The organism is Streptomyces sp. SAS_272 (genome assembly GCF_052543235.1).
Map to the genome: position 1 here is coordinate 71,090 of NZ_JBMNDR010000038.1, position 11,925 is coordinate 83,014.

Sequence of the window (11,925 nt, forward strand, 5' to 3'; positions counted from 1 at the left end):
GCCGTGGCTCGAGCCCGCCCTGTTGACGACCTCTCTAACAAGTGCCAGATTCAGCCTGGTCGGGATACGGGCACGGACGACGGGCGCGTACGCGGTCGACGCCGGCGGGGCGGAGGAGAAGTGACGATGCTGGAGGGTGCGCGCGAGCGCCGGGTGCGAACCGGCGGGATCGAGCTGTGCGTCGTCGAACTCGGCGATCCGCGGCAGCCGACGGTGGTGCTGGTGCACGGCTACCCGGACAGCAAGGAGGTGTGGTCCGAGGTCGCGTCCCGGCTGGCCGCCCGCTTCCACGTGGTGCTGTACGACGTACGGGGCCACGGCCGGTCCGAGGCGCCGAAGCCGCTGCGGGGCGGGTTCACCCTGGAGAAGCTGACGGACGACTTCCTGGCGGTCGCGGACGCGGTCAGCCCGGACGGGCCGGTGCATCTGGTGGGGCACGACTGGGGTTCGGTGCAGGCCTGGGAGTTCGTGACCGTCCGGCGCACCGAGGGCCGCATCGCGTCCTTCACCTCTCTGTCCGGGCCGTCCCTCGACCACTTCGGCCACTGGATCGCCGCGCGGGTGAACAGGCCGACCCCGCGCCGCGTCGGCCAACTCCTCGGCCAGGGAGCCAAGTCCTGGTACGTGTACCTGCTGCACACTCCCGCTCTGCCCGAACTCGCCTGGCGCGGACCGCTCGGCAAGCGCTGGCCCGGCATCCTGCGGCGGATGGAGAAGGTTCCCGCCGACGCCTATCCGACGCCGTCACTGCCGTCGGACGCGGCCAACGGCGCCTGGCTGTACCGGGACAACGTCAGGACCCGGCTGCGCCGTCCGCGCGCCGACGCGCACGCGCACGTGCCCGTGCAGCTCATCACGCCGCTCGGCGACCGCTTCCTTTCGGAGCGCCTGTACGACGAACTCGAGGACTGGGTCCCGCGGTTGACGCGGCGCACCCTGCCGGCCGGGCACTGGATCCCGCGCACCCGACCCGACCGACTCGCATCCTGGATCGATGACTTCGTCACGTCGGTCGAGACCGAGGGGCACGGGAACGGCGGGGGAAACGGCCCCGGAGCCGGCCATGACGGGGTCGGCGCGGCGGCCGGGTCGGGCGACGCGCTCGAGGCGGCCGGGCGGCGCCGGAGGAACGGCGACAGCCCGGGGCGGGAGCGGGCCGCCGATCCGTATGCCGAGCGCTTCGCCGGGCAGTTGGTGCTCGTCACCGGTGCGGGCAGCGGCATCGGGCGGGCCACGGCGCTCGCGTTCGCCGAAGCGGGCGCGCGCGTCATCGCCGTCGACCGGGATGCGGACAGCGCGGCCCGCACCGCCGAGCTGTCCCGCCGGGTCGGCGCACCCGCCGCCTGGGCGGAGGCAGTCGACGTCTCCGACGAGCAGGCGATGGAGAAGCTCGCCGCCAAGGTGCACACCGACCACGGAGTGTTGGACGTGCTGGTGAACAACGCCGGCATCGGTCTGTCGGGGTCGTTCTTCGACACGACGTCCGAGGACTGGCGCCGGGTGCTGGACGTCAACCTGTGGGGCGTCATTCATGGTTGCCGCCTTCTCGGCCGGCCGATGGCCGAGCGCGGGCAGGGCGGTCACATCGTCAACATCGCGTCGGCGGCTGCTTTCCAGCCCTCCAGGGCACTGCCGGCCTACAGCACCTCCAAGGCGGCGGTGCTGATGCTGAGCGAGTGCCTGCGCGCCGAACTGGCGGGCCGGGACATCGGGGTGACGGCCGTCTGCCCCGGCCTGGTGAACACCGGCATCACGTCCACGGCGACCTTCGTGGGAGTCGACGCGGAGGAGGAACGACGTCGGCAGAAGCGCGCAGCGCGCCTGTACGGGATGCGCAACTACCCGCCGGAGAAGGTCGCGAAGGCGATCCTGCGCGCGGTCGTGCACGACGAGGCGATGGTCGCGGTCACTCCGGAGGCGAAGACCGCGCACGCCCTGTCCCGTTTCCTGCCGAGGGCGTTGAGGGCGCTGGCGCGGGTGGGTCCGCCCGTGTGAGAAGCCCGCGCGGCCGAACAGGCCGTGCTCACCGGGGTGCTGCTCGACGCTCTCTCAAGTGACAGGACGTCACTTGTGTGTTGGGGAAGTCCCGCTCCACGAAGGCCGGTTGTCCACAGAATCGCCAAATAGCCTGTGGATAACCGCAGTTACTTGTGGATCAAACCTCGGCGTCAAAACTGAATGCGTGATGCGCGTCTCCCCCGTCATGCTGAGCGGATGAACGAAAAGGACGGACCTGACAACGGCAGGGACGACAGACGCACCGTGAAGGTGTCGAAGTACCTCTCGAAGCATCTGCGTCATCAGCCCGAGCGCATCGGTCTCACTCTCGACGCGGCCGGCTGGGTCGAGATCGACGAGCTCATCTCGGCATGCGCCGCGCACGGCTTCCGCTTCACCCGTGACGAGCTGGACCATGTCGTCGCGGCCAACGACAAGAAGCGCTTCGCGATCGACGGCACCCGGATCCGCGCCAGCCAGGGCCACAGCGTCGAGGTCGACCTCGGGCTGGAGCCGGCCGTCCCACCGTCGTACCTCTACCACGGGACCGTCGCACGCTCGCTGGACGCCATCCGGGCCGAGGGGCTGCGGCCGATGAACCGGCACGACGTGCACCTCTCGGCCGACCGGGAGACCGCGACGAGGGTCGGCGCCCGCCGGGGCCGCCCCGTGGTGCTCTCCGTCGACGCGGGCGCCATGCACCAGGACGGTCATGTCTTCCATCTCAGCGCCAACGGCGTGTGGTTGACGAAGTCCGTGCCCCCGCAGTACCTGCGGTTCCCCGAGGGCCACTGAAGCACGGTCCGGGTCGCCGCCACGGACGATTCGGTCGCCGCCCCCGACGGTTCTTGGGCATCATCACAGGTATGGACCACTTGCCCACCACCGAGGCGGCCGTCACCGTCCTGCGTGCCCTCGCCGCCGAGTACGCGCTGGAGATCGAGGTCACCCATGACATCGGCGCCGACCAGACCTCCCGCCGCTCCGCCGCCGGCGTGGGCGTCACCGCCGATCCGGACGGCTCGCTGCCGCACGAGGCCTACGTAGAACTGGGCGGGCGGCCCAGCGTGAGCGTGCGGCTCTATCCCGACGACGACGCTCTGATCACCGTCGACGGCGTCGAGTGCCCCGACGTCGAGCGCGATGACGTCCCCGCCTTCCTCCGCGCCCTTTACGACGGCCACGCCTGGGTGAAGGTCCGACGCTTTCCCCCGGCCCACTTCCTGATGGTGCCGCTGCCGCGGGACCGGGTGCACAAGGAGTTCATCCTGGTCGGGCTCAGCCCATGGCTCGGCGGGCGCGCACGCTGACGGTTTCACGTGAAACCGCCACGGGATGGTTTCACGTGAAACCGTGCGCGCGTCAGTGGTCGGCCAGCCGCCAGCCCTGAAGGCCCGGCCGGGACAGGATGTCGGCGGCCATCCGGGTGGCCTCGGACGTGGTGGTTCCGGGCGGGGCCGTGATCCGGAGACGGGCGAGTTCGCCTTGGAATTCGCCGACCTCGGCATGCCAGCCCTCCGGGAGGAGGGCTACAAAACGGATCACGGCGGTCTCTGGTGGCGCCCCGGACGGACCGGTGATCGACACCTGATGGGAGAAGCTCATGGACGGCTCCGCATGACGAAGTGAAGGGAGGGTGGTGGGGCAGGCTGCCGTCCCCCACCCCCCGGGGTCCGTGCGCCGACCGTGATCCGGGGTCGGCCACCTGGGTACGGCCGGCCCCGGACGAGGAGTCGCATCATCGGTCAGTCGGCCGAGCCGCCCTTGGCGAGTCGGCCGACCACCACGAGGATGCCGACGGCGAGTGCCGCGCCGACGCCGTAGCGGACGCCGTCGGAGGTGTCGCTGCTGATCAGCATCACCTCCACGCAGGCGAGAACGGCCAGGAGGGCGGCGAGCGTGGTGCGGGAACGGGAGGCGGTCATCGGAGTTCCTTCCGGTTGAGGTGGGGTGTTTCGCAGAACGGGCAGGGCTGAGCGGGTGGTGCGGCTGAGCGGTGGTGCGGGTGCTGCGGTGGTGCTGTGGTGCGGGCCAAGCGGTAGCGCGGGTGGTGAGGTGGTGGCGCGGATGGCGTCAGGCGGTCAGTCCGTCAGCTTCATGGCCTGACGGAACGAGAGCTTGCGGTCGGTCTGCAGGAGCGCCCGGCGGTACACCCGGCTGCTCACCCCGACGATGAGCACCGCGGCGGCGATCGACAGACCGAGCGCGGCGGCCGGCTCCCACCAGGCGGTCTCGCCCGCGAGGACACGGGCCGGCATGGTGACGGTCGAGGTCAACGGGATGAAGGAGAGGATCTCGCGCACATTGCCGGTCACGGTGACGCCGACGATGAACACCAGCGCGGTGATCGCGTTCACCGGAGTCGTGGTGGACTGGATGTCCTCGCTCCGGGTGGCGAGCGCGCCGGCGGCGGCGAACAGGCAGGCCAGGACGGCGATGCCCACGACGTAGAAGACGAGGAACCAGCCCAGTCCCGAGCTGATGTCGGCGAGGAAGTCCTGCTCGCCCGTGGCCACCAGGCCGCCGATGCCGACCAGGCAGAACAGCGCCATCTGGGCGAGCGCCAGCAGCGTGGAACCGACGATCTTGCCGACGAGCAGCGACCGCAGGGGCACGGAGCTGGCGATGAGCTCGACGATGCGGTTCTGCTTCTCCTCCACGACGCTGGTCGCCAGCGCGGCCCCGAGCAGCACCGCGGCCAGGTAGAAGAGGAAGCCGAAGAAGTACGTGGTCATCCGGACCGCGCCCTCGGGCGTCTTGTCGGCCGACAGCAGGACGTGCTCGACCTCCGCTCCCTTGCTGAGGGCCGTCAGGCTGGTTCCGGCGGCCTTCGCGTTCTCGGCGAGGGCCTTCGACTGCACGGCGGCGCCGATCCAGGTGGCGGCGATGTCGTTCTGCCCGGTGTCGCCCAGCAGGACCCAGCGACCGCCCTCGAGCAGGAGCCCGGCCTCGGCGTCGCCGGACCGCACGGCCTCGCGGACCTGATCGGCGGACGACTCCTGCCGGACCGTGATCTCGACGTCCTGGTCCGCCTGCACGGCCAGTTGCTCGGCCTGGCCGGCGATCCGGCCGGCCTGCTGGTCGGCCACCGCGACGGTGATCTTGCCCATCGAGTCCGCCAGGTAGAGCTGCAGTCCGATCGCGCCCACGATCAGGGCGAGGGTGACCAGTGTCGACAGCAGGAAGCCGCGGTTGGTGAGCTTCACCGAGATCTCGCGGGCGGCGACGATCCGCCAGGCGGCCGCGGTGGCCGTGCGGGGCGGGGTACCGGAAGCCGCGGGCGTGCCCTGCGGATCGGGCGACGTCTCGGACCGGTGCGCGGGGTTCGAGGTCACGGTGCTCATGCGGAGGTCATCTCCCGGTAGACGTCGGCGATGCTGGGAACGACAGGGGTGAAGGCGTGCACGGGTCCGCGGCGCAGAGCCTCCGTCAGGAGCGCGCCGGGATCGGCGTCGGCCGCGAGCTCGACGTGTGCTCCGTCGGGCAGTTCCTCGACGTCGGTCACGCCGCGCACGTCGCGGGCCCAGCCGGCCGGCGCACCGGTGACCAGGTGGTACCGGAGCTTGTCGCGGTGCCGGAGTTCGTCGGCGGTGCCCTTGCCGACGACATGACCGGTGGCCATGATCACCAGGTCGTCGCAGAGCCGCTCGACCAGGTCGAGCTGGTGGGAGGAGAACAGCACCGGGGTGCCCGCGGCCGCGTACTCGCGCAGCAGCTCGGCCATCGTGTCGACGGCGTGCGGGTCCAGCCCGGAGAAGGGCTCGTCGAGGACGAGCAGCTTGGGGGAGCCGAGCAGGGCGGCCGCGATCTGCACACGCTGCTGGTTACCCAGGGACAGGGACTCCAGCCGGGCCTGGCTCTTCTCCGCGAGCCCGAGACGGTCGAGCAGCTCGAGGATGTGGCTGCGGGCGTCGGCGGCGCCCTGGCCTCGGAGGCGGGCCAGATAGACGAGCTGGCTGAGGACCGTCTGCTTCGGGTAGAGGCCCCGCTCCTCCGGCATGTAGCCGAAGTCCCTGCGGTCGGCGGCCGTGACGGGAACGCCGTCCCAGCGGATCTCGCCGCCGTTCGCGGCCAGTACGCCCATGATCATGCGCATGGTGGTGGTCTTGCCCGCGCCGTTCCCGCCGACGAATCCGGTCAACCGGCCTCTGGACACCCGGAAGGAGACCCGGTCGACGGCACGGTGATCGCCGAAGTCTCGTACGAGTTCTTCCAGTTCCAACATCTGTGTCTTCTCTCAGCTCGGTCGATCGGTTGCTCTGGTGGGGGGATTCGAGCGGCGGCGGACCACCGTCGGGTCAGGGCAGCGGGTGCGGGGCCGCTTCGCGCGGGTCGTCCAGGCCGGCCGCGCAGCCGGTGCGCTCGGGCGCGGACGCCAGTCGGGGCAGGTGCCAGCTCCACAGGTGCGTCTCGTCCATCCGCAAGCTCTGGTAGCCGGGCGCCAGCACCTTGACGACATGCCAGCCCATGGCGGCGACGGCCGGCGGAAGGCGCGGCGTGAGGTCCACGGCGAGGAGTCCCGCGCCGTCGGCGGTGAGGGCCCGCCGGATGTCCTCCACCTCCAGGTCCCGCGCGGGCGGGAGAGCCGGCAGCGGTTCCGGCTCCCGGAAGCCCGCGGCCCAGTCGCGCACGCTCTCGTACGCGGTGCCGGTCAGCATGTGGCAGAGCCGGTCGTGCTCCGTCACGATCGGGGCGAGGCGCCCGGTCTCGCCCTGGCCGCGCAGCGCCCGCAGCGCGGCCCGTACCTGCCACGCCTCCTGGAACGCCTTGACGGCGGCCTCGGCCGGCCGGGTCGACGCCTTCATGCCGACGGCGGCCAGGGCGCCCGGTCCCTCCGGATCGATCAGGAAGCCGGTCATGCACCAGAGCCCGGGCACAGCGGTGGGAATCCGGGCGAGCACGGGGGTCAGCCCCTCCGCGCGCGCCCGCCGCCACATCGCCGCGAGCCCGGTGTCGGCGGGCGACGGGATGTACGTCGGCAGACGCAGCCGGCGGCCCCAGGCGACGGTGAGGGCGTCCCGTTCCGTCACCTCGATCATGGCCGCGGCGAGAGCGGTCCCGTGGCTCGCGCCGGCCGCCGCCCCGGACGGGCTCGGATCGAACAGGTCGGCCCGACGCGCGGGCCAGTCGACCAGGTCCGCGGGGACCAGGACGGGCACGCCGGTGTCCAGGTCCCGGGCCTCGTACCAGGACAGGTCGGCCGTCTCGGCGTCCGGGTGCGACAGGGAGTGGTCCGGGTGGTGCGCGTACAGCGTCGCGGCGGCCAGGCCGGCGGCGGCGCCGAAGCGGGCGGGGTGCGCGGCCGAGGGGTGCAGGGCGCGCCGCTCGACGGCCTCGCCCGCTCCGCGCAGCAGCGCGTCGACCCGGGAGGCGCCGCTGGCCCCGGCGAACCGGGCGGACAGCGGGAGGTCGAAGACGTCGGCGCCCAGCGCTGCGGGGGCCGTGGCGGTGACGGAGCGGGTGGAAGCGGTGCCGCCCTCACGAACGCCCCCGGCGCTCTCGGCGCCCCTCGCTCCCGCGGAACCCGCGGAAGCGAGGGAGCCGACGATTCCCTCGAACCCGTCCACCGGCTGGAGTTCGACCGCGCTGCTCCACAGCGGATCTCCGTCGTGCGGCGGGGTGACCGCGTACCGCAGGGCGATGCCCGAGGCCGGGTCGAGGGTGGTCGGGATGTCGATCACCGTCGCACCCCGGCGGCCGAGGGGGCGAGGAAGGACAGGGCCGGCGCGCCGTCGCGCAGGGCGGCGAGGGCCAGCAGAACTCCCGCCGAACCGGTGCCCAGGTCGGTGGAGAGGCGGTAGCCGTAGTTGCCGAGGAAGTCGACGCGTCCGGGCTCGGCGGCTATCGCCTCCCAGCCGAGGGCGTCCAGGTGGAAGCGCAGGACCTCCCGCTCGATCTCGCTGCCGCCGTCCGCGAGGGCGAGGAGCTCTCCGCCACGGCCGTGCAGGAGGCCGCACGAGGTGGCGAAGCCGCCGCGCCGCAAGGTCCGCAGCCGGTCCACGGCGGCACGTATCCGTACGTCGTCGGGAGTGTGCCGCAGTGCGGCGCGCAGGGCGATCAGGATGCCCGCGGAGCCTTCGAGTCCGGCGCTGAGGAAGCGGTCGTCGAAGTCGTCGCCCCCGATGCGCTCCAGCTCGGCGTGGAGTTCGGCCAGGGCCTGCTCCAACAGGTGGGTGCGGCCGGTGTGTTCGTACAGGCGCAGCAGGAGGAGGGCGCGGCCGCAGCGACCGTGCAGCAGTCCCACGCGCTGGGGCGCCGGGGTGTCGGGCAGCCGCTCGGCGAGTTCGAGCGCCTGGCGCAGGCGCCGGTCGTCGCCGCGCCGGACGGCCAGGTGCAGCGCGGTCAGGCCGAGGCCGGAGAGGCCGGTCGCCAGGGTGGACCCCACGTTGGCGTCGCAGCCGGCGAAGGCACGGTCCATGACCGCGTCGGCGGCGTCGGGATGACCGAGCTCCTCCAGGGTGTACGCGACGCCGGCGAGGCCGGTGAGGAAGCCGGGGCCGTCGCCGGCGACCTGCTCGGAGCGGTCGAGGAACCACTGGACGTGTTCGGCGGGCGGCTCGGCGCCGGCGCGGTGCAGCGCCCAGAGGACACCCGCCGCCCCGTACGCGAAGGTCACGCCGCCGTCGTCGACCATGAACTGCGAGACGTCGCCCGGGTAGAGGCGGTCGGTCCGCTCGGGGGTGGCCGCCTCGACGATGGAGCCGGCGATGTCCGCGATCAGGCTCCCGGTCTCCTCCCCGGCGGCGGGCCAGCGCACGCCGTACTCCGTCCGTGCGCCGAGGACGTCGTCGCCGAGACCGCGCTCGATCTGCCGGACGAAGGCCTCGGGGAGGGGGAAGTCGCGGGCGGCCACGTCGATCAGGGTGCGGATCTTCTCGGTGCCCCACGGCACGACGTGCGGCATGGGGACGAACATGGTCAGCCGGAGCACGTCGAGCGCGAACAGGTCGACGTCGGGGCCCCGGAGGTGGTCGGGGGCCCGGAAGCCGAGGGAGCCCATGGCCTGCGCGCGCATCTCCTCGGCGGGGGTGGCGGTCTCCATGTCGATGAAGGCGACGGTGTCGTCGGGGCGGACGAGGACGTTGCCCGGGTGCAGGTCGCCGAAGACGACACCGCGCTCGTGCATGGCGGCCACGCCCTCGGCGATCTGGTCCAGGATGTGCAGCGTCCAGGCCGTGTACTCCGCGCGGGCCCGCTCCGTGTTGTCGGTGGTGCCGTAGGGGTGACGCAGGCGGACGAGCTCGGTGAGCGGAGTGCCGTCGACGTAGTCGCGGGCCAGGAAGAGGTGTTCGTTCCCTTTGCGCACGTCCCTCAGGGTGGGCACGGACGGGAGACCGGAGAGCCGGGACAGCGCCCAGTGCTCGCGCTCGAGACGGGTGACGGCGTCGTCGCCGGCCGCGTCGAGACCGGCGAGCGGACGGGCCTCCTTGAGCAGGACCTCGGTTCCGTCGCGCTTGTCGACGGCGCGGTACACGCCGCCTCCGTTGGAGAAGTGGAGGGCCTTGTAGACGCGGAAGGGGAAGTCGGTGAGGGTGCCGCGGCGCCGCTCGTCGGCCGCCTCCTGGAGGAAGGAGGGGAGGGTGACCCAGGCGGGGGGACGGAAGCCCGGGCGCCGCTCGTCGGGGACGAGTTCGCCGTTCGGCGCGGTGATCGCGGGTGCCAGGGTGCCATCCTTGAGGCGGGTGGTCTTCAGCACGAAGCCACCGTAACGCACGTACAACGGCCCCTGCTTCCAACGGAGATCGCTCAGCACGGACGGTGCGGGCGTCCCTCCGACGAGGCCGTCGAGGTCGTCCAGGGCGGTGCGCAGAACCGTCTCGTCGACCGGGTAGACGGTGATGAACTTCCCGCTGGCGGTGCGGTCCCCGTACTTGCTGCCGCGCCGGCCGAGCGTCTCCAGGTCGGAGATGTACTTGAACATCAGCCCGTGCTCGACGCAGTACGGGACGACGGCGTCGAGGAGTTCGGCCGCGTTGTCGGGGGAGGCCGCGACGTGGATCTTCCAGCCCTGGTCGGGGATCCGGGAGTCCGGCGGGACGCAGACGGTCCACTCCCGTCCTCGGGTGGCGGTCCAGCCCTCGGGCAGGGTCCGGCCCTCGTGGAAGTCCGCGCCGGTGGATTCGACGGCGGGGGCGTCGTAGAAGAGCGAGTCCGCGCGGCAGAAGTTGATGAACCGGGTGTCGAGCACGGTGTCTCCAGAGTCAGAAGGGCAGGAACGGGAGCACGTAGGTGCGGTGGAGGGACTTCCACAGGGGCACGCTGCCCAGCTCGACCTCGGCGGTGCCGGTGGCCGGCGTCGGGGTGCGGTCGAGGTCCAGGGAGAAGGCCGTCGAGTCCATGCCCACGGCGCTTCCGAGGTCGACGGGGAAGTAGGTGGAGACCGGGACCTCGGTCCGCGCGGCCGGAGCGGCTCCCACCCGGGCGGTCGCGACGGCGTCCTGCAGCACCAGGCCGTTCGTCTTCAGCGTCACGCGCTGGCCGGCGTGGATCAGCTCGGCCGACGAGCCCTGCGGCAGGACGAGCCGGGTCCCGGAGGCGTCGGTGACATAGGCGGCGGCCACCGTCTGGTGGACCGGCAGGAACAGCGCGGCGCAGACGGCGGCGGCCAGTGCGGCGCAGACGGCCCCGACCCGGGCCCGGCGGACTCCGGCGGCCTTGACCTCGGCGGAGAGCCGGAGGGCGCCGCGGACCAGCATCCACACGATGTACGAGAGCCCGGAGGCGGCGAGGAGGAGTCCGACCCAGCCGACCCGCTGGAGGGTGCCGAGCCAGGTCTGCAGGGCGGTGCTCAGGAAGTACACCGGGAAGGCGAGGCAGGCGAATCCGTACACGACGGTCCACCGGGTGGGCAGTTCGCGCTGGTACGTGCCGCCGAACAGGAAGCGGGCGAGAGCGCGGCGGGCGTCGGCCATGGCGCGGTCGCGCAGGTACGGGACGTCCACGTGGCTCATCAGGGCGATGTAGCCGTCGAGTTTGATGAACGGCGTCAGGTTGAGCAGGGCCGTTCCGTAGCTGGTGACGGCGAAGAACAGCAGGCAGGTCTTGGCGGTGCCGTCCGCGAGGGGCCAGGCGGCGAGGGCCGAGGCGGCCGCCAGGGAGGTCTGGACCGCGGGCCCGGCGAGCGCGGTGTGCACGCGCTGCCGGCGGTCGGGGAGCCGCCAGGCGTCCGAGACGTCGCAGAAGAACGCCGGCATCAGGTAGAAGAGCATGACGCCGATGCGCGAGGGCCGGCCCCCGTAGCGGATGAGGACGGCGGCGTGACCCAGCTCGTGGAGGGAGACGCCGAGCAGCAGCGCGACGAGCACTCCGGTGAACGAGACCGCGGAGAGCGGGCTGTTCAGCGTCACCGCGACGGCGTCCCGCTGTGCGATCAGGGCGCCGGCGCCGAGCAGGACGCAGAGCATCCCGGCCGCCACCACCCCCCGGGAGAAGAGTCGGACGAACACGGGGCGCAGGGCCTGCATCGTGCGTCCCGGCCGCAGCAGCGTGAGCTGGAGGGTCATCGGGGGGACGATCTGGAAGCGGGGGGCGACGGCGGGCGCCTTGGTCTCGCCGTCGTCGAGCAGTCTGAGCGAGTCGAGCCGCGAGATCGCGCTGCCCACCCGCACGGGGCTCCAGGCGCCGCCCAGCCGGGCGGCGAGGGTCTCGTGGTCGCGCTCCCCGTCCAGCTCCTTGACGAGATCCGCGACGTGCTCGGTGATCCGTACGTAGCGGGCGCCGTGCTGGAGAACCCAGTCGCCCTGTCCGTCGGCGGGCGAGTGGACCTCGGCGCTCGGGGCGAGGCGCGGGCGCCTCGTGTGGGCCGGGACGGTGGGTGGCGGGGGGCTCATGACAGCGCTCACTGGCGTTTCCTTTGCGGACGGCGGCGGGGAGGGGGAGAGCGCGCGGCACCCTTTCGGTGGTCCGGCCGGCCGAAGCCGGCCGGAC

At 72.4% G+C, this 11,925-nt stretch carries 10 protein-coding genes; 3 read left to right on the forward strand and 7 right to left on the reverse strand.

Annotation, left to right across the window (positions count from 1 at the left end; genetic code table 11):
• The first annotated feature begins 120 nt into the window (after positions 1-120).
• From ACN6LD_RS22030 to ACN6LD_RS22040, 3 genes are all read left to right on the forward strand, one after another.
• A complete protein-coding gene (locus ACN6LD_RS22030) occupies positions 121-1,995 on the forward strand; it encodes an SDR family oxidoreductase (RefSeq protein ID WP_445044062.1) in 1,875 nt (624 codons plus the stop codon).
• A 219-nt stretch (positions 1,996-2,214) separates the two neighbouring features.
• The gene (locus ACN6LD_RS22035; RefSeq protein ID WP_319188350.1) at positions 2,215-2,793 is read left to right on the forward strand and encodes an RNA 2'-phosphotransferase; all 579 of its coding nucleotides are present in this window, start codon (positions 2,215-2,217) and stop codon (positions 2,791-2,793) included.
• Positions 2,794-2,864: 71 nt separating this feature from the next.
• The gene (locus ACN6LD_RS22040; RefSeq protein WP_266722704.1) at positions 2,865-3,308 is read left to right on the forward strand and encodes a hypothetical protein; all 444 of its coding nucleotides are present in this window, start codon (positions 2,865-2,867) and stop codon (positions 3,306-3,308) included.
• Positions 3,309-3,360: 52 nt separating this feature from the next.
• Here ACN6LD_RS22040 and ACN6LD_RS22045 read toward each other — a convergent pair whose 3' ends face one another.
• From ACN6LD_RS22045 to mpaP, 7 genes are all read right to left on the reverse strand, one after another.
• Positions 3,361-3,603 carry a hypothetical protein gene (locus tag ACN6LD_RS22045; RefSeq protein WP_319188354.1) on the reverse strand — a complete coding sequence of 81 codons (243 nt, stop codon included), beginning with the start codon at positions 3,601-3,603 and terminating at the stop codon, positions 3,361-3,363.
• 140 nt (positions 3,604-3,743) lie between these two features.
• A complete protein-coding gene (locus tag ACN6LD_RS22050; RefSeq protein ID WP_319188356.1) occupies positions 3,744-3,923 on the reverse strand; it encodes a hypothetical protein in 180 nt (59 codons plus the stop codon).
• A 156-nt stretch (positions 3,924-4,079) separates the two neighbouring features.
• Positions 4,080-5,342 carry an ABC transporter permease gene (locus tag ACN6LD_RS22055; RefSeq protein ID WP_445044063.1) on the reverse strand — a complete coding sequence of 421 codons (1,263 nt, stop codon included), beginning with the start codon at positions 5,340-5,342 and terminating at the stop codon, positions 4,080-4,082.
• Positions 5,339-6,223 carry an ABC transporter ATP-binding protein gene (locus tag ACN6LD_RS22060; RefSeq protein ID WP_445044064.1) on the reverse strand — a complete coding sequence of 295 codons (885 nt, stop codon included), beginning with the start codon at positions 6,221-6,223 and terminating at the stop codon, positions 5,339-5,341. The genes ACN6LD_RS22055 and ACN6LD_RS22060 overlap by 4 nt, the downstream gene beginning before the upstream one ends.
• A 73-nt stretch (positions 6,224-6,296) precedes the next feature.
• Positions 6,297-7,679, reverse strand: coding sequence for a YcaO-like family protein (locus ACN6LD_RS22065; RefSeq protein WP_445044065.1), 1,383 nt, complete (start codon positions 7,677-7,679; stop codon positions 6,297-6,299).
• Positions 7,676-10,186 (reverse strand): class III lanthionine synthetase LanKC, encoded by a 2,511-nt coding sequence (lanKC, locus tag ACN6LD_RS22070; protein WP_445044066.1) that lies wholly within the window; start codon positions 10,184-10,186, stop codon positions 7,676-7,678. The genes ACN6LD_RS22065 and lanKC overlap by 4 nt, the downstream gene beginning before the upstream one ends.
• 13 nt (positions 10,187-10,199) lie before the next feature.
• Positions 10,200-11,828, reverse strand: a complete 1,629-nt coding sequence (gene mpaP, locus ACN6LD_RS22075) for a daptide biosynthesis intramembrane metalloprotease (RefSeq protein ID WP_445044067.1) — start codon at positions 11,826-11,828, stop codon at positions 10,200-10,202.
• Between the last annotated feature and the right edge of the window lie 97 nt (positions 11,829-11,925).

Bases quoted from the DNA above. Each gene is read 5' to 3' on its own strand.
- ACN6LD_RS22050 (WP_319188356.1), bottom strand. From the start codon at position 3,923: ATGACCGCCTCCCGTTCCCGCACCACGCTCGCCGCCCTCCTGGCCGTT.
- ACN6LD_RS22045 (WP_319188354.1), bottom strand. From the start codon at position 3,603: ATGAGCTTCTCCCATCAGGTGTCGATCACCGGTCCGTCCGGGGCGCCA.
- ACN6LD_RS22060 (WP_445044064.1), bottom strand. From the start codon at position 6,223: ATGTTGGAACTGGAAGAACTCGTACGAGACTTCGGCGATCACCGTGCC.
- ACN6LD_RS22055 (WP_445044063.1), bottom strand. From the start codon at position 5,342: ATGAGCACCGTGACCTCGAACCCCGCGCACCGGTCCGAGACGTCGCCC.
- ACN6LD_RS22035 (WP_319188350.1), top strand. From the start codon at position 2,215: ATGAACGAAAAGGACGGACCTGACAACGGCAGGGACGACAGACGCACC.
- ACN6LD_RS22040 (WP_266722704.1), top strand. From the start codon at position 2,865: ATGGACCACTTGCCCACCACCGAGGCGGCCGTCACCGTCCTGCGTGCC.
- mpaP (WP_445044067.1), bottom strand. From the start codon at position 11,828: ATGAGCCCCCCGCCACCCACCGTCCCGGCCCACACGAGGCGCCCGCGC.